Origin of the sequence: Streptococcus pseudopneumoniae (assembly GCF_001072925.1) — a bacterium.
In the GTDB taxonomy this organism is placed as follows: Bacteria; Bacillota; Bacilli; order Lactobacillales; family Streptococcaceae; genus Streptococcus; species Streptococcus pseudopneumoniae_Q.
Genome location: NZ_JVHE01000058.1, coordinates 43,283 through 59,187, shown reverse-complemented (window position 1 = coordinate 59,187; position 15,905 = coordinate 43,283). Strand labels below are relative to the sequence as shown.

At 39.8% G+C, this 15,905-nt stretch carries 17 protein-coding genes; 10 read left to right on the top strand and 7 right to left on the bottom strand.

Annotation, left to right across the window (positions count from 1 at the left end; translation table 11 throughout):
- Positions 1 to 90 precede the first annotated feature (90 nt).
- From ADH81_RS03185 to ADH81_RS03175, 3 genes are read left to right on the top strand one after another with little or no spacing between them, the layout of a single operon-like run.
- The gene (locus ADH81_RS03185; RefSeq protein ID WP_000997837.1) at positions 91 to 720 is read left to right on the top strand and encodes a helix-turn-helix domain-containing protein; all 630 of its coding nucleotides are present in this window, start codon (positions 91 to 93) and stop codon (positions 718 to 720) included.
- A 33-nt stretch (positions 721 to 753) separates the two neighbouring features.
- Positions 754 to 1,188, top strand: coding sequence for a DUF4231 domain-containing protein (locus ADH81_RS03180; protein ID WP_000433043.1), 435 nt, complete (start codon positions 754 to 756; stop codon positions 1,186 to 1,188).
- Positions 1,185 to 1,778 (top strand): TIR domain-containing protein, encoded by a 594-nt coding sequence (locus ADH81_RS03175; protein ID WP_001272713.1) that lies wholly within the window; start codon positions 1,185 to 1,187, stop codon positions 1,776 to 1,778. Before ADH81_RS03180 ends, ADH81_RS03175 begins: the two co-directional genes overlap by 4 nt.
- Before the next feature lie 4 nt (positions 1,779 to 1,782).
- On the opposite strand, the gene ADH81_RS03170 is transcribed toward ADH81_RS03175, so the two are convergent.
- A complete protein-coding gene (locus ADH81_RS03170; RefSeq protein ID WP_000241531.1) occupies positions 1,783 to 1,971 on the bottom strand; it encodes a hypothetical protein in 189 nt (62 codons plus the stop codon).
- 305 nt (positions 1,972 to 2,276) lie between these two features.
- On the opposite strand from ADH81_RS03170, the gene ADH81_RS03165 reads away from it, so the two are divergent.
- From ADH81_RS03165 to ADH81_RS03145, 5 genes are all read left to right on the top strand, one after another.
- Positions 2,277 to 3,443 carry a tyrosine-type recombinase/integrase gene (locus ADH81_RS03165; protein WP_049526450.1) on the top strand — a complete coding sequence of 389 codons (1,167 nt, stop codon included), beginning with the start codon at positions 2,277 to 2,279 and terminating at the stop codon, positions 3,441 to 3,443.
- A 171-nt stretch (positions 3,444 to 3,614) separates the two neighbouring features.
- Positions 3,615 to 4,559 carry a magnesium transporter CorA family protein gene (locus tag ADH81_RS03160; RefSeq protein ID WP_000815631.1) on the top strand — a complete coding sequence of 315 codons (945 nt, stop codon included), beginning with the start codon at positions 3,615 to 3,617 and terminating at the stop codon, positions 4,557 to 4,559.
- 11 nt (positions 4,560 to 4,570) lie between these two features.
- Positions 4,571 to 5,245 (top strand): DUF1129 domain-containing protein, encoded by a 675-nt coding sequence (locus ADH81_RS03155; protein WP_006146142.1) that lies wholly within the window; start codon positions 4,571 to 4,573, stop codon positions 5,243 to 5,245.
- A gap of 202 nt (positions 5,246 to 5,447) precedes the next feature.
- On the top strand, positions 5,448 to 5,711 hold the full coding sequence (locus tag ADH81_RS03150) for a SemiSWEET family transporter (protein WP_004250486.1): 264 nt from the start codon (positions 5,448 to 5,450) through the stop codon (positions 5,709 to 5,711).
- Between the two features lie 151 nt (positions 5,712 to 5,862).
- A complete protein-coding gene (locus tag ADH81_RS03145; protein WP_049526447.1) occupies positions 5,863 to 6,894 on the top strand; it encodes a S66 family peptidase in 1,032 nt (343 codons plus the stop codon).
- Positions 6,895 to 6,944: 50 nt separating this feature from the next.
- Here the strand turns inward: ADH81_RS03145 and ADH81_RS03140 are convergent, their stop codons facing one another.
- The 4 genes from ADH81_RS03140 to mutL form a co-directional block, all read right to left on the bottom strand.
- Positions 6,945 to 7,619, bottom strand: coding sequence for a CPBP family intramembrane glutamic endopeptidase (locus ADH81_RS03140; protein WP_049526445.1), 675 nt, complete (start codon positions 7,617 to 7,619; stop codon positions 6,945 to 6,947).
- Positions 7,620 to 8,180: a DNA-3-methyladenine glycosylase I gene (locus tag ADH81_RS03135; protein ID WP_049526443.1), complete on the bottom strand. Its 561-nt coding sequence runs from the start codon at positions 8,178 to 8,180 to the stop codon at positions 7,620 to 7,622. It abuts the gene before it with no gap.
- A 9-nt stretch (positions 8,181 to 8,189) separates the two neighbouring features.
- The gene (gene ruvA / locus ADH81_RS03130) at positions 8,190 to 8,783 is read right to left on the bottom strand and encodes a Holliday junction branch migration protein RuvA (protein WP_049526441.1); all 594 of its coding nucleotides are present in this window, start codon (positions 8,781 to 8,783) and stop codon (positions 8,190 to 8,192) included.
- Between the two features lie 120 nt (positions 8,784 to 8,903).
- Positions 8,904 to 10,853: a DNA mismatch repair endonuclease MutL gene (gene mutL, locus ADH81_RS03125; protein WP_049526439.1), complete on the bottom strand. Its 1,950-nt coding sequence runs from the start codon at positions 10,851 to 10,853 to the stop codon at positions 8,904 to 8,906.
- Between the two features lie 289 nt (positions 10,854 to 11,142).
- Between mutL and tyrS the strand changes: the two genes are divergently transcribed.
- Positions 11,143 to 12,399 carry a tyrosine--tRNA ligase gene (tyrS, locus tag ADH81_RS03120; protein ID WP_036758166.1) on the top strand — a complete coding sequence of 419 codons (1,257 nt, stop codon included), beginning with the start codon at positions 11,143 to 11,145 and terminating at the stop codon, positions 12,397 to 12,399.
- Positions 12,400 to 12,475: 76 nt separating this feature from the next.
- Here the strand turns inward: tyrS and ADH81_RS03115 are convergent, their stop codons facing one another.
- Together ADH81_RS03115 and ADH81_RS03110 are read right to left on the bottom strand one after the other, a co-directional pair.
- Positions 12,476 to 14,539: a heavy metal translocating P-type ATPase gene (locus ADH81_RS03115; RefSeq protein ID WP_049526437.1), complete on the bottom strand. Its 2,064-nt coding sequence runs from the start codon at positions 14,537 to 14,539 to the stop codon at positions 12,476 to 12,478.
- Between the two features lies 1 nt (position 14,540).
- On the bottom strand, positions 14,541 to 14,819 hold the full coding sequence (locus ADH81_RS03110) for a DUF6110 family protein (RefSeq protein ID WP_000910909.1): 279 nt from the start codon (positions 14,817 to 14,819) through the stop codon (positions 14,541 to 14,543).
- A 151-nt stretch (positions 14,820 to 14,970) separates the two neighbouring features.
- Between ADH81_RS03110 and ADH81_RS03105 the strand changes: the two genes are divergently transcribed.
- Positions 14,971 to 15,819 (top strand): putative RNA methyltransferase, encoded by an 849-nt coding sequence (locus ADH81_RS03105; RefSeq protein WP_049526434.1) that lies wholly within the window; start codon positions 14,971 to 14,973, stop codon positions 15,817 to 15,819.
- Positions 15,820 to 15,905 lie beyond the last annotated feature (86 nt).

Here is a 15,905-nt window from a genome sequence, read left to right as displayed (position 1 = left end):
ACACTTTTGTATAACTTTTTAAAACATTTTGTGGATTTTTAGCTTTCTGTTTGATACAATATGTCTGAAGCAAACAGGAGGCTTTGATTAATGAATGATATTGAAGATAAAAAAGTAATTGGATCTCGTATAAAATCCATACGGCAAGAAAAAGGGATGACTTTAGAGGAGTTCGGGAAGCTCTTTGGAGCAGGAAAAGGTCTAGTTTCTCGATGGGAAAACGGGCTTTCTATCCCGAATCCTGAGCGTCTAAAGTCTATAGCCAAGATTGGAGATATGACTGTAAGTCAATTATTACATGGGGAACGCGGAGGAAGTCATTATAACTGGGAAGCTGTAGAAGAACTTTTTAAAAAAATTTTTAATGGTGCCTCTATTGATAAACCAGCCTTACAAAGAACTCAAGCAGTTGTTGACAAGGCTTTCTTCTTAAATTTTGGTATAGAAGATATAGTTAATATCTATTTGTTCCAAAAAAACACCTCTAAACCTTTGGAAAGTCTTGAAGACTTGCAAGATTATTTTGAGAAAACAGTGGATGGATTATCAACTTATTTAGAAGGATCTACTGGTACAGAATTAATGGATTTAGAAATGCAGATAGCATTTTTAAACAGTTATGCATATAAAATCAAAAAGTACCTTGAAACCGGTGAATGGGCTTCTGATATCATTTCTAATCTTAAGGAAAAATCTAGAAAAATAAGAAAAGATGATTAGTTTCTTAACTTCAGTATATAGAAAGGAAAATAGATGGAACCTGCTGAATATCTAAAATCTAGACTGGATAATCAAATTGATTGGTATGACACAAAAAGTCAACACCATCAAAAATGGTTTAAAATTTTAAAGTATACAGAAGTGCTGATGGGATTCTTAATTCCTCTATTAGCAATTTGCAAGCCAATAAAATTTGAACTTTGGTCTGCTGTATTTGCTGGTTCAATGTTGCTTTGTGAAAGTTTTATATCTATATCGAAGCATCATGATAATTGGATTGATTACCGTAGAACAACCGAATCTTTAAAACATGAAAAATATATGTTTTTAACAGGTACGGGGGTTTATAAAAACGAAAAAGATGGCTTCGCCTTGCTTGTTGAACGTTGTGAAACTATTATCTCTAGCGAAAATATAAATTGGGCTAACTTGCAAACGGACACTATTCAACGAAAGGAAAAACAATGAGCGCGCATAAATGTTTTATATCTTTTAAAACTCATGATATGGAGTTCAAAAAATATATACAGGAAAATTTAGACGTGGATATGATTGACAAGTCTCTAAACGAACCGATTGATTCGCAAGATGAAGACTACATCATGCGAAGAATACGAGAAGATTATCTAAAAGATTCTACAGTTACTATTCATCTTATCGGTTCCGAAAGTTCCGAGAATAACTATTGCCAAAATCAAAATTACATCAAAAGAGAATTGCAAGCCTCGCTATCGAATACTTCAGCAGGTAAAAGAAATGGACTTTTAGGAGTAGTTTTACCTTCGATGTATGATCGTATTTATAGAGGAGAACAGGCGTGTTTTACTTGTTTTAAAAATCATGATGTAGTCAAAATAAATGAAGACACTACTGTTAAAGAGTTTAGTTATAATTTTTATCTCCCTCTTGACAACGACAAACATGCATGGAGCGAAGAAGATCGGTATTGTATATTAGTTAAATGGGATGATTTTAAAAAGAACCCAAATAGATATATTGATCAAGCTTTTGATAAAAGGTCGTCTGATATTGTCAAAAAAATAAAGGTTAGACCTTAAAGATCTAACCTCGAATAATTTCATAAGTTTTCTCAAAAATATCTGGTTTAACAGGATATTTTTCACCATCTACGCCTGTGACAATCCAATCTCCCGGAGAAGCCTTCATGACTCCTTCTAAAGTGTCGATATACATTTCTGTATCAATTTGAATAGCATCTACTATTACAGGAAGCTTACGAACTTTAACCATGCTTTCTCCTCCTGAGTTTTTCATTATTATAGCATAAAAATCAGTATTTCCAAAATGGGAACAACTGAGAATCTCAATTAGTATGGGGCTTAAATTTTGATTTTGCAATTTCTTCATTTTCGCTCGGAGTTCAACGCTATATTAGCCCCATATCCGCCTTGTTTCCAACTCTGGTATTATTTACCGTCTGACTAATTAAAATCGAATACAGGGCAATCTGTGAAGCCCTAGCATGATTTAAACCACAATCTAAAACCTTTTTAATAATAGCTTGCCTGCTGATGTTTTTTAGAAAGGTATAAATCATGAAAATAACTGAAGTTATTAAAAAAGACGGTAGTAAAGTCTACCGTGCTAATGTATATCTAGGAATTGACCAGGTAACAGGAAAGAAGGTTAAAACTAAGGTAACGGGGAGGACACAAAAGGAAGTTAAGCAGAAAGCTAATCAGGAAAAAATTGCTTTTCAGAAAGACGGTTGTACTAGACAAAAAGCTAGTACCATAACAAGCTATCAAGAATTAGCCACTCTCTGGTGGGAAAGTTATAAAAATACTGTTAAGCCAAACACTCAAGGCAATGTTAGAAAGCTACTTGATAATCATATATTGCCTACTTTCGGGGCTTATAAGCTCGACAAACTCACCGCTCCACTTATCCAGTCAATTATCAATAAACTTGCTGACAAGGCTAATAGAGGGGAAAAAGGGGCTTTTCTACACTATGATATGATACACGCTTTAAACAAACGTATCTTACAGTATGGCGTAACCATGCAAGCGATACCGTCCAATCCTGCCCGTGATGTTGTTTTACCTCGTAACACTCAGAAAGCAAAACGACAAAAAGTAAAACACTTTGAAAATCCAGAATTAAAAAAGTTTCTTGTTTATCTCGATAATTTAGATAGCGATAGATATCGTTATTACTATGAGGCAACGCTCTATAAGTTCCTATTGGCTACTGGTTGTCGTATCAACGAAGCTTTAGCCCTTTCCTGGTCTGATATAGATTTAGATAATGCCATTGTACACATCACCAAAACTCTAAATCGGGATCTAGAAATCAATAGCCCAAAATCTAAGGCTAGTTATCGGGATATAGATATAGATCGAGCGACTGTTAGCATGCTGAAACAGTACAAACTACGCCAAGCTAAAGAGGCCTGGAAGATAGGACAACGTGAAAGCGTGATATTTTCGGATTTCATTCATGAATATCCTTGCAGTTCAAAACTTAAAAGAAGATTGCTAACACATTTTAAGCGCGCTGATGTTCCTAACATTGGCTTTCACGGATTCCGTCATACTCACGCTAGTTTATTGCTTAACTCTGGCATTCCTTACAAGGAACTTCAGCACCGTTTAGGTCATTCTACTTTATCCATGACTATGGACATTTATAGCCACCTCTCGAAAGAGAATGCAAAAAAAGCAGTCTCATTCTACGAAACTGCACTAAAAGCACTATAAGGGGAGCAAAAAGGGGAGCAAATTCAAAAATCAACGGTTCAAGACAAAGCAAAAAGCCAATAACAACGGTGTTTTTGTAAGATTTTATTTGAAAAAAGCCGATTTTGTAGTATAATAGTACGGTGTCAAAAATCACTGAAACACGGATTAGATTAGGAAAGGATAGGAGATATGAAACAAGTCTTTCTCTCAACAACAACTGAATTTAAAGAGATCGATACGCTCCAGCCGGGCACTTGGATCAATCTCGTCAATCCTACTCAAAGCGAATCGATGGAAATCGCCTCTGCCTTTGATATTGATATCGCAGACCTCCGTGCACCACTCGATGCGGAAGAAATGTCTCGTATCACCATCGAAGATGAGTACACCTTGATTATCGTAGACGTCCCAATCACAGAGGAAAGAAATAACCAGACCTACTACGTGACCATTCCCTTGGGGATTATCATAACAGAAGAGGCTATCATCACTACCTGCTTGGAGCCACTACCACTTCTTGATGTCTTTATCAATCGTAGGCTTCGGAATTTCTATACCTTCATGCGTTCGCGCTTCATCTTCCAAATCCTCTACCGCAATGCGGAGATTTACTTGACAGCCCTCCGTTCAATCGAACGTAAGAGTGAGCAGATCGAGAGTCAACTTCACAAATCTACTCGAAACGAAGAATTGATCGAACTCATGGAGTTGGAAAAGACCATCGTCTACTTCAAAGCTTCTCTGAAGACAAATGAGCGCGTGATTAAAAAATTGACCAGCGCAACTAGCAATATCAAGAAATACCTTGAAGACGAAGACTTACTGGAAGATACCTTGATTGAAACGCAACAGGCCATCGAGATGGCGGACATCTATGGAAACGTCCTTCACTCTATGACAGAAACCTTCGCTTCTATCATTTCAAACAACCAGAACAATATCATGAAAACCTTGGCACTTGTGACTATCGTTATGTCCATCCCGACCATGATTTTCTCAGCCTACGGAATGAACTTTAAGGATAATGAAATTCCTTTAAACGGAGAACCGCATGCTTTCTGGCTCATCGTCTTTATCGCCTTTGCTATGAGTGTTTCTCTCACTCTTTACCTCATCCATAAAAAATGGTTCTAACAGGAGTTATTATGTCACAGATTGATTTAAAAGAATTAACCAAGAAAAACCAAGAATTTATCCACATTGCAACCCAGCAATTTCTAAAGGATGGAAAAACTGACGCCGAAATCAAGGCTATCCTTGAAGAAGTCATTCCTCATATCCTTGAAGAACAACCAAAAGGTGTGACCGCTCGTTCTATCTACGGAGCACCAACTCACTGGGCTCACAGCTTTAGCGAAAAAGAGCAATACGAAAAAGAACATCCAAAGGAAAATGACGATCCAAAATTGATGATGTTGGATTCAGCCCTTTTCATTACAGGACTGTTTGCAGTAGTTAGTGCCTTGATGAGCTTCTTCTCAAACCAACCAGTGGCTTACGGTTTGGTAACACTCATCAGTGTAGGGGCCTTCGGAGGAGTTGCCTTCTACCTTCTCTACCACTTCATCTACCGCTACTACGGACCAGATACTGACCGTAGCCAACGTCCTCCATTCTGGAAATCACTTTTGGTTATGTTAGCAACCATGTTTGCCTGGGTCTTCATCCTCTTCTTGAGTAACTTCCTTCCACAAGCCATCAACATTAGTCTCCCACCTCTTGTTTTGTTGGTGATTGGAGGAGCTCTCCTTGCCCTACGTTTCTACCTCAAAAAACGTTTCAACATCAAGAGCGCAAGTGCAGGACCTGCTAGATATTAAGATAAACAATGAAAGTAGTGTGTTTTGTAGACAGACTACTTTTTTTGTAGTTCCAAATCATTTATTGATTCGTCAAAATCATAAATAGACATTTTGTCTAAATTTACTTCAATGTAAAGTCTTTCCTTAGAATCCCGAGGTTTTGTCCTTGAATCCAAGTTGTTTTTCTGTTATACTAATAAAGTAATAAGGAGAAGTATATATGACTAAACAGAGAATTAATCAAATTGTTGGTTCAATTGGTGCCTTTATCGGAATTATTGTATTTATAGCCTACATCCCCCAAATTTTTGCCAATTTACAAGGAAATAAAGCTCAACCATTCCAACCTTTATCAGCAGCTGTTTCTTGCTTAATCTGGGTCATTTATGGATGGACAAAAGAGCCTAAGAAAGACTGGATTCTAATCATTCCAAACTCGGCTGGGGTTATCCTTGGCGGACTGACCTTCCTTACTGCTCTATAAGAATGCAACTACTATAAAAAGCAACCACATCGAGCGGTTGCTTTTTTGCTTACTTTCGTGATCTAAAAGCCTTTTTCTGATTCTAATTCTTGTTGTTTCCCCTCTTCTTTTGTGATACAATAGCATCAATCTATTTCTAGGAGGATGAGATATGGTTTCTACTATTGGTATTGTTAGTTTGTCTAGTGGCATTATCGGAGAAGACTTTGTCAAACACGAAGTGGACTTGGGTGTCCAACGTCTCAAGGATCTGGGACTTAATCCTATCTTTTTGCCCCATTCGTTAAAAGGCTTAGACTTTATCAAGGACCATCCTGAAGCGCGTGCGGAGGATTTGATGCAAGCCTTTTCTGATGATAGTATCGACATGATCCTATGCGCCATCGGTGGAGATGATACCTATCGTTTGTTGCCCTACCTTTTTGAAAATGACCAACTAGAAAAAGTTATCAAACAAAAGATTTTTCTTGGTTTCTCGGATACAACCATGAACCATCTCATGTTGCATAAACTAGGTGTTAAAACTTTTTATGGTCAATCCTTTTTAGCAGACATTTGTGAATTAGACAAAGAAATGTTGCCATATAGCCGCCACTACTTTAAAGAATTGATTGAGACTGGAAAAATCTCAGAAATCCGCCCTAGCGACGTTTGGTATGAGGAACGGATTGACTTTAGTCCAAAGGCCCTGGGAACAGCTCGTATCAGTCATGTAAATACAGGTTTTGACTTATTGCAAGGAAATGCTCAGTTTGAGGGAGAAATTCTCGGTGGTTGCCTTGAATCTCTCTATGATATCTTTGACAATTCTCGATACGCAGACAGTACGGAGCTCTGCCAAAAATACAAACTTTTCCCTGACTTGTCAGACTGGGAAGGAAAAATCCTCTTGCTAGAAACCAGCGAAGAAAAGCCTAAGCCAGAAGACTTCAAAAAGATGTTGCGGACTTTGAAGGAAAATGGGATATTCGAGGTTATCAGTGGACTCTTGGTCGGAAAGCCAATGGATGAAACCTTTTATGACGACTATAAAGAGGCACTATTGGATATCATTGATAGCAATATCCCGATTGTCTATAATCTAAATGTTGGTCATGCAACTCCAAGAGCTATTGTCCCCTTTGGGGTCCACGCCCATGTAGATGCAACGGAGCAAGTCATTCGCTTTGACTATAACAAATAAAGCTGAGATAGAAATCTCAGCTTTTTTCAGTATCGTTACTAGCATTTTCATCACATACTACCGATAGCTAAAATAATAAAGGAGAGGCTATTGCCTAACATGTGAACAAGTAGGGGATAGTAGATATTCTCCTTTTCTTTCACATAAATAATAGAAAAGGCAAGGCCCCCACCTAGGTATCCGACTGCACCGACCCACTCTGATAAAGACAAACTGTGCATATGAGCAAGCGCAAAGGCAAGGCCGACCAAAAAGACACTCAGCCAAGTTGGCAGACTTTTCCTAAAATATCTCAATAAAATTTGACGGAAAAAGAGCTCTTCCACTAAAGGTCCTATGACACAGGCAAAAACCGCTATCAGTAGTGGTTGTTCTTGAAAGGTACTTTGAATATTCGACTGGTTTAGACCTTGTCCGACCAGCCCGAAAAACTGCCTCAACAACTCTGATACAAATCCAAAGGCAACAGTCATCAGAATGAGAAAGAGCCATCCTGTTAAGACGCCAAAGAAGAATTTTCTTTTAGCCTTTCTAATCTCTTCCCACTTTTGGAGCAATAGGGACTTAAATAAGAAGCAACCATACACAAACATGATGGTATAGACTAAATATGTCCCTGCAGAAGAAGGTAATGGAGCATCAAATACTCGTATACCATCAAACACAAAAAGGACTGTATAGAGAATCGCAAAAATCAGAATTCCCTTATATTTGTTAGACATCATTTAATTCCCCTTCCATTCACAATCATTCTCATGGTCATCAACTAGCCCTGCAGCTTGTAGAAAGGATAAAACAGCGACTGGTCCTGTGAACTTGAAGCCACGTTTTTTGAGTTCCTTGGATATTTTTTCGGACAAAGGCGTTTTGGCTGGTGCTTGACTGTAGTCCGGGATATCATTAACTATGATTTTCCCATCTACAAAAGACCAGAGATAAGCATCAAAAGAGCCATACTCTTTCTGAACTTGTAGAAAGGCCTGGGCATTAGCTCGCGTCGCAAAAATCTTGGCGCGATGACGAATGATAGCTGGATTTTCTAACAAAGATTCCAGTTCTTCATCCGTCATGTCTGCAACAGCTTGAATTTGGTAACCATGAAAAACTTGACGGAAGGCTTGGCGTTTATTGAGTACCGTTTCCCAAGATAAGCCTGCCTGATAAGTCTCCATACAGAGCAACTCAAAAAGCGCTCGGTCATCATGGAGGGTCTGGCCCCATTCCTCATCGTGGTAGGCTACATACAGAGGGTTGTTCATTTTAACCCAGCCACAGCGTTTTGACATAGAAATCTCCTATTTCACCAACATCTTAAGGGCCGACTTGATATAATTCTCTGCTGTATCTGTCGTTCCTTCAAAGAATTTCTTAATTTTCTTGAGCTCTGTTACCTTGTAGCCCAGTGCCAACATGGCTTCCATAGCTTCTTCCAATTCTTGGTTATCACTGCTAGATGGAACAGCAATCTTAGCAGGAAGCTCATCACCTGCCACAACCACCTTACCTTCTAGGTCCAACACCATCTGCTGGGCTGTTTTCTTACCAATCTTCGGAAACTTGGTCAAGTAGGTGATATTCTTGGTCTCGATGGCTTGAACGAGGCCTGCATTGTCATCAGCCGCGATAATAGCAAGAGCTGATACAGGACCAATGCCCGACACCGAAATCAAGCTGAGAAAGAGTTTTTTCTCGTCTTCTGAACGAAAACCGTAAAGGAGATGAGCGTCTTCGCGAACAACTTGATGCACATAGATTTGCGCTTCTTGATTGACTTGTCCTGAGTAAGCATAAGGATTGGCTACGTGTAAGATGTAGCCGATGCCGTTAGCTTCTAGAACGATGTATTTAGCAGTAATTTTGGTAATAATACCTTTTAGATATTCGTACATAATTTTCCCTTCAATTTATACTCAATGAAAATCAAAGAGTAAACTAGGAAGCTAACCGTAGGCATAACTTAAGTTAGACAAGGTAAGGCTGACGCAGTTTAAAGAGATTTTCGAAGAGTATTAGTATTTTCCTAGTTCTCGTAGACTGGTGTGATTTTCCTGAATGCGTCGGAACATTTTTTCCATATCTGACTTGGTAAAATGCACCAAAACGGGACGTCCATGAGGACAGTTATAGGGATTGTCACATTGAGAAAGCTGATAAAGAAGCTGTCTGGCTGAGTGATCATCGATACGATGGTTGGCCTTGATAGACCGCTTGCAGGACATCATGATAGCCAGCTCTGCTCGGTATTTCTTGATCGAAACTTCCTTGGTCAAGAGGAGCATATCACACATTTCATAGATGCCTGACTCAATCTCTTCTTCTGCCATCCAAATAGGATGTTCACGCAGGATGAATTGATTTTCTCCGTACTCTGCTAGAAGTACGCCCACTTCCTCCAAAAGAGGCATCCTTTCCTTAAGACGAAGGGCATCATCCGCTGGAAATTCAAAGATGTAGGGCACTAGGAGTTGTTGCTGACTCTGGTCAACATTGCCGATGCTTTCACGGTATTCCTCGTACTTGACTCGTTCCTGAGCCGCGTGCTGGTCTATGATGTAGAGTCCATCTCGCCCCTGGGCAAAGAGATAGGTCCCGTGCATCTGTCCGAAAAACTCCAACTCTGGGAAGCTGGATGATTCTTCTCTCTCCAGCTTGTCATAAGCCTTATCAAGACTGGCTAAGTCTAACTCCGGATGGTCTAATTGGTCATAGTTAGCAGGCTTTCTCTCTGCAAAATGCAGTTTTGCAGGCTTGGTCAACTGGTCCAAGGTTTCCTTGGCAAACAAGGTTAAATCCTGCCTTTCCTCAGTCAAGTCTACTTGATGGTCTGAAACCTCAACTTGACTGGGTTTTGAGAGTTCTGTTTTTTCATAGTAGAGCGTATTTTCTTTGAGTGGGAGAATGGTCTGCTCTACCTTTTGACGATTACGAACGGTCGACTTGGCAAGATTTTCTAAAGCATCAGGTATCAAGGCTTGTTCCTTGAGACTATTTGAAATAGCCTCTGAAAGCAGCGCCATCAGTTCTCTTTCCTTAGAAATCCGCACTTCTTGCTTGGTCGGATGCACATTGACATCTGCCAAATAAGGATCGATCTGGATGTGAATGACAGCCAGTGGAAAACGCCCTACCATGAGCTTGCTTCCATAACCGTCAAGAATAGCACGGTTGAGTAGAAAGTTCTTGATATAACGGCCATTGATAAAGAGGCTGATATAGTTGCGATTAGCCCGCGTCAATTCAGGCAATGAGACAAAGCCTGAAATTTCAAAATCTAGGTCAGAATTCTCAATTTCAACCATCTTTTTAGCACTAGCTAAACCATAAATCCCAGCAATAGCTTGGCGCAGTTGACCCGTACCAGCTGTTCGTGTCATCTCCTTGCCATCGCTAATCAGGCTAAAGGAAATCTCAGGATGGGCCAAGCCTAGACGATTGACGATATCGATGATATGAGACAACTCTGCCTGCTGGCTCTTCATATACTTTAGACGAGCTGGTGTGTTGAAAAAGAGATCCTCCACACAAACCTTGGTCCCCACAGGACTGGTCGCAGGCACAATTTCTTCTACTTCTCCCCCGCGAGCCACTAGCTTGGTCCCGTGACTTGCACCCTCTACTGCAGTCAAAAGAGTCAGAACACTGACAGAAGCGATAGAGGGCAGGGCTTCACCACGAAAACCGAGGGTCCGAATCCGAAAAAGATCAGCTTGATTCTTAATCTTGCTAGTCGCATGACGGCGGAGGGCCAACTCTACTTCATCGTGTGCAATCCCGTGACCATTATCGGTAATTTGGATTTTCTTAAGACCAGCTTCTTCAATCTCAACGATAATCTGGCTTGAGCCAGCATCGATAGCATTTTCAACCAACTCTTTAACTACGCTGGCAGGACGTTCGATCACTTCTCCTGCTGCAATCTGGTTTGCCAAGACTTCTGGCAATTCAATAATATGAGACATCTTTCAGCCCCTTTCTTAACTGTTTTTATCTATTTCTCTGAAAATAATACTCTTCAAAAATCAAATTCAAACCACGTCAGTCTCGCCTTGCCGTACTCGAGTACAGCCTTCGGCTAGCTTCCTAGTTTGCTCTTTGATTTTCATTGAGTATAAGCTAGTGCTATTATACCATATTTCACTCGTTTCCAAAAAAGTCCAAGCAGCAACTTTCTTCCCAATTTTACTAGGTTATTTGCCAAGTTTGTGGTAAAATAGGTAGAAACAATATTTTAAAAAGGAGAAAAGACACATGCACATTTTTGATGAGCTAAAAGAGCGTGGTTTGATTTTTCAAACGACTGATGAAGAAGCTTTGCGTAAAGCCCTAGAAGAAGGTCAAGTTTCTTATTATACTGGCTACGATCCAACTGCTGACAGCCTTCACCTAGGTCACCTTGTCGCAATCTTGACAAGTCGTCGTTTGCAGCTAGCAGGTCACAAACCTTATGCGCTCGTTGGCGGTGCTACAGGTCTCATCGGAGATCCGTCCTTCAAAGATGCTGAACGTAGTCTCCAAACAAAAGACACAGTAGATGGCTGGGTCAAGTCTATCCAAGGACAACTTTCTCGCTTTCTTGATTTTGAAAATGGTGAAAATAAAGCTGTCATGGTCAACAACTACGACTGGTTTGGCAGCATCAGCTTCATTGACTTCCTCCGTGATATCGGAAAATACTTCACTGTCAACTACATGATGAGCAAGGAGTCTGTGAAGAAACGTATTGAAACAGGGATTTCTTACACTGAGTTTGCCTACCAAATCATGCAAGGGTATGACTTCTTTGTTTTGAACCAAGAGCACAATGTCACTCTTCAAATCGGAGGTTCTGACCAATGGGGAAATATGACTGCTGGTACAGAGTTGCTTCGTCGTAAGGCTGATAAGACTGGTCACGTTATCACTGTTCCACTCATCACAGACGCAACTGGTAAGAAATTTGGTAAATCTGAAGGAAACGCTGTTTGGCTCAATCCTGAAAAGACTTCTCCATACGAAATGTACCAATTCTGGATGAATGTTATGGACGCTGACGCTGTACGCTTCTTGAAAATCTTTACTTTCTTGTCATTAGACGAGATTGAAGACATCCGCAAACAATTTGAAGCGGCGCCACACGAACGCTTGGCTCAAAAAGTCTTGGCTCGTGAAGTCGTGACTCTTGTTCACGGTGAAGAAGCCTACAAAGAAGCCCTTAACATCACTGAGCAACTCTTTGCAGGAAATATCAAAAACCTTTCTGTCAAAGAACTTAAACAAGGACTTCGTGGTGTGCCAAACTACCAAGTGCAAGCAGACGAAAACCACAACATCGTAGAACTCCTCGTGTCATCTGGTGTGGTTAACTCAAAACGCCAAGCTCGCGAAGATGTTCAAAATGGAGCTATCTACGTCAACGGCGACCGTATCCAAGACCTTGACTATGTCTTGAGCGACGCAGATAAGTTAGAAAACGAACTCACTGTTATCCGACGTGGGAAGAAAAAATATTTTGTATTGACTTACTAAACTGTTCAACATTTACCTATAAAAAAAGGAGTTAACCTCGAGAAAGGTAACTCCTTTTTGTTGTTGATAACCATATCTATCTAGCCTTAATAGACAGGCTACGCAGTACAATACGTAAGGTTGTTAGATTATGTAAGATAGAGAGATTTGAAGGACTGAGCCAATTAAACAAGCCAAAGCCAATCAAACTACTATTTACGATAACGGTATCTTGAATATTCTTCTTGATGAGTGTTTGCAAAGATGATGATAGCCAATCCAACTCTTGGAAGAAATCCAAGCGATTATCTAACAATAAGATATCGCTCATCTGCTTAGAAATGTCTGCACTCTCATTCATCACCACACCGATATCTGATAGGGTTAGAGCTGCTGAGTCATTCAATCCATCTCCAACCATCAAAATAGTGTGACCTGCTTTCTGCAGTTCCTCTACTAGCTCAAATTTCCCATCAGGTTTCAAGTCTGTATAGACCTGATCAAAGGGCAAATCTTTGACTAATTCCTCTGTTCTAACCAAGGTGTCCCCTGTTGCCAGAATCAATTTTTTCCCTTGTGCCTTAAGTTTCTCCAAGGCTGCCTTTGCTTCTTTTCTCAAAGGAGTATGAATGCAGAACATTCCAATCAATTCATTCTGGTAGGCTAAGAATAAGAGATTGTAGTGATTCTTGTACTCTTCGATCAAAGCATGTTGTTCCAAACTAATATGAATCTGCTCATCCTGCATCAAGACATAATTCCCAATAAGAACTGGTTGCCCATCTATATGAGATTTGATCCCCTTGCTTGCGATATATTGGAGTTTCCCATGCATTTCCTCATGTTCAATTCCCTCTATCTCAGCTTGCTTGACAATGGCATTAGCAATAGGATGATAGATGTGTTCCTCAAGACAGGCACTGATTCTGAGAATATCTTCCTCACTATAGTCCCCAAAAGGTAACACCTTTTCAACTATAGGATAACTAGTTGTGATTGTTCCCGTCTTATCAAACAAGAAAGTATCAACTTCCAGGTATTTCTCCAGAACATCTCCATCCTTAATCACCATTTCACGATTCAACCCCTCCTTGATAGCTGTTAAATAAGCTACAGGAGTAGAGATTTTCAAAGCGCAGGAGAAATCAACCAATAGGAATGAAATAGCCTTAGAAAAAGAACCTGTTAATAGGTAAGTCAGCCCAGCACCCAAGAAATTATATTTGACGACCTTATCCGCCATCTTGATGAAATAGCGTTGTTTCGTTTTCTTGTTTTCTTCAGATTTCTTCATCAACTCAATCAGCTGTAAAATACGGCTGTTCATCTGATTATCGGTTACACGAATGCGCAACTCTCCAGTTTCTAATACTGTATTTGCACAAACCAAATCAGACTCTCTTTTTTCAACTGGAAAACTCTCTCCCGTCAAGGAACTTTCGTTGACCATACCTAAACCTGAAACTACTTGTCCATCAAATAGAATTTCATTTCCTTGAGATAAGACCAAGACATCTCCTATTTGAACATCGGAACTCTTGATACTAACAACCGTATCGCCCTGTACTAAGAATACATCGCTCTCTTTTGCAAGAAGGCTTTGTTCTAAATCTGTTGCAGTTTTTTTCAAAGACCACTGATCTAAATGATTCCCCAAATCAAGCATAAACATGATATTACTTGCCGTCTTGGATTGGTTCATAAATAAGGACAATAAAATCGCTGAACAGTCCAAGACCTCCATCGTTAGTTCCTTACGAGCTAGAGTCTGATAGGCTTCTCTAACATAACCCAAAGCCTGATAACAAGTCCATATATAGCGAATAGGAAACGGTACAAGACTACGAAAAAGCACACGCTTAATCGCTGCACCTGAAACAATAGAATAAGCACTCTCTTCTCTACGAATGGGAAGAGTCATCAACTCAGAAACTTTCCCTTTATCAATTCTTTTTAAAAAGGCTTCTGCATTATCTAATACAGAAAAGCCTTCTTTTATACGTAGAGTAAAGTGCTGTTGATCCATGTAAAACTGGATAGACTCAATCCCCTTTTCATCTCTCGCCAAGGAACGAAGATAGTCTTGAATATCCAAGGTGAGTGAAAAAGAAGATGATAGTCGGATATGTTGGTATCCTCTATGTAGCACTTTAAAAGACATATTATTCCCCTATAAGGCTATCTAATTGCTCTTCTTTTTTCTCTTGCTCGTACAAATATTTGGCATCTTGCAAGACATCATCTCCATGTTGCTTCACAACAGAAACAGATGCATCTAGCTCGTCTTTTAACTTATAAGCCTTAGCCAAAGCTTTAGAATAACCTTTTTTAGCTTCCTTACTTGCCAATATTTTCAAACCAAGGGTACCAAATGCGACACCACCCAAAAAGAGTGATGATTTTTTCGCAACTTTTGCAACGGTTAGTACTTCTTTTAACATACTTATTTCCTCCTTATCATTATTATATAGCAATTTAGATATAAAAGCAATTTCATTCTATAAATTGGAGAATTAGTTTTATTTCTACTGAATCTCCCATCTACTTATTCCTAAAGTTGCTTTCATTTGCCTCTTTTGATACACTTAAACTATGAATACAAACCTCAAACCCAAACTCCAACGCTTTGCATCTGCTAGTGCCTTTGCCTGCCCTATCTGCCAAGAAAAACTGATCTTGGTAGAGTCTAGTCTCAAGTGTGATAATCGCCATTCTTTTGACTTGGCAAAATTCGGCTATGTTAATCTGGCACCTCAAATCAAGCAATCAACCAACTACGACAAGGAAAACTTTCAAAACCGCCAGCAAATCCTAGAAGCCGGCTTTTACCAAGCTATTCTAGAAGCTATCTCTGATTTACTTTCAATCTCAAAAACTGCCAAAACTATCTTGGATATCGGTTGTGGCGAAGGCTTCTACTCTCGTAAACTCCAAGAAGTGCACCCTGAAAAAACCTTTTATGCCTTTGACATTTCAAAAGACTCGGTTCAAATCGCTGCCAAAAGTGAACCCAACTGGGCAGTCAATTGGTTTGTTGGTGACTTAGCTCGCCTTCCTATAAAAGACGCCAGCATGGATATCCTACTTGATATTTTCTCACCTGCCAACTACGGAGAATTCCGACGAGTCTTATCAAAGGACGGCATCTTAATCAAGGTCATTCCTACTGAAAACCACCTCAAGGAAATCCGTCAAATGGTACAGGACCAGCTGACAAAGAAGGATTATTCTAATCAAGATATTAAGGAACACTTCCAAGAACACTTCAGCATCCAATCTAGTCAGATTGCTTCCCTGACCAAGTCTATCACCGTAGAGCAACGCCAAGCCTTGCTCAGCATGACGCCCCTGCTTTTTCATGTAGACCAGAGCAAGATTGATTGGAGCCAGTTAACTGAGATTACTATCGAAGCAGAGATTCTAGTCGGAAAAGCCCTGTAAACTAGTTTATGAGATAAAACCAAGACCGCACCTCTTCTTGAGATGCGGGTTTAAAACACGATTTTTCACTGTCTTTCCGAAAAGTA

Excerpts from the sequence above, each read along its gene's own strand:
- ADH81_RS03185 (WP_000997837.1), top strand. The coding sequence starts at position 91 with ATGAATGATATTGAAGATAAAAAAGTAATTGGATCTCGTATAAAATCC.
- ADH81_RS03180 (WP_000433043.1), top strand. The coding sequence starts at position 754 with ATGGAACCTGCTGAATATCTAAAATCTAGACTGGATAATCAAATTGAT.
- ADH81_RS03175 (WP_001272713.1), top strand. The coding sequence starts at position 1,185 with ATGAGCGCGCATAAATGTTTTATATCTTTTAAAACTCATGATATGGAG.
- ADH81_RS03170 (WP_000241531.1), bottom strand. The coding sequence starts at position 1,971 with ATGGTTAAAGTTCGTAAGCTTCCTGTAATAGTAGATGCTATTCAAATT.
- ADH81_RS03165 (WP_049526450.1), top strand. The coding sequence starts at position 2,277 with ATGAAAATAACTGAAGTTATTAAAAAAGACGGTAGTAAAGTCTACCGT.
- ADH81_RS03160 (WP_000815631.1), top strand. The coding sequence starts at position 3,615 with ATGAAACAAGTCTTTCTCTCAACAACAACTGAATTTAAAGAGATCGAT.
- ADH81_RS03155 (WP_006146142.1), top strand. The coding sequence starts at position 4,571 with ATGTCACAGATTGATTTAAAAGAATTAACCAAGAAAAACCAAGAATTT.
- ADH81_RS03150 (WP_004250486.1), top strand. The coding sequence starts at position 5,448 with ATGACTAAACAGAGAATTAATCAAATTGTTGGTTCAATTGGTGCCTTT.
- ADH81_RS03145 (WP_049526447.1), top strand. The coding sequence starts at position 5,863 with ATGGTTTCTACTATTGGTATTGTTAGTTTGTCTAGTGGCATTATCGGA.
- ADH81_RS03140 (WP_049526445.1), bottom strand. The coding sequence starts at position 7,619 with ATGATGTCTAACAAATATAAGGGAATTCTGATTTTTGCGATTCTCTAT.
- ADH81_RS03135 (WP_049526443.1), bottom strand. The coding sequence starts at position 8,180 with ATGTCAAAACGCTGTGGCTGGGTTAAAATGAACAACCCTCTGTATGTA.
- ruvA (WP_049526441.1), bottom strand. The coding sequence starts at position 8,783 with ATGTACGAATATCTAAAAGGTATTATTACCAAAATTACTGCTAAATAC.
- mutL (WP_049526439.1), bottom strand. The coding sequence starts at position 10,853 with ATGTCTCATATTATTGAATTGCCAGAAGTCTTGGCAAACCAGATTGCA.
- tyrS (WP_036758166.1), top strand. The coding sequence starts at position 11,143 with ATGCACATTTTTGATGAGCTAAAAGAGCGTGGTTTGATTTTTCAAACG.
- ADH81_RS03115 (WP_049526437.1), bottom strand. The coding sequence starts at position 14,539 with ATGTCTTTTAAAGTGCTACATAGAGGATACCAACATATCCGACTATCA.
- ADH81_RS03110 (WP_000910909.1), bottom strand. The coding sequence starts at position 14,819 with ATGTTAAAAGAAGTACTAACCGTTGCAAAAGTTGCGAAAAAATCATCA.
- ADH81_RS03105 (WP_049526434.1), top strand. The coding sequence starts at position 14,971 with ATGAATACAAACCTCAAACCCAAACTCCAACGCTTTGCATCTGCTAGT.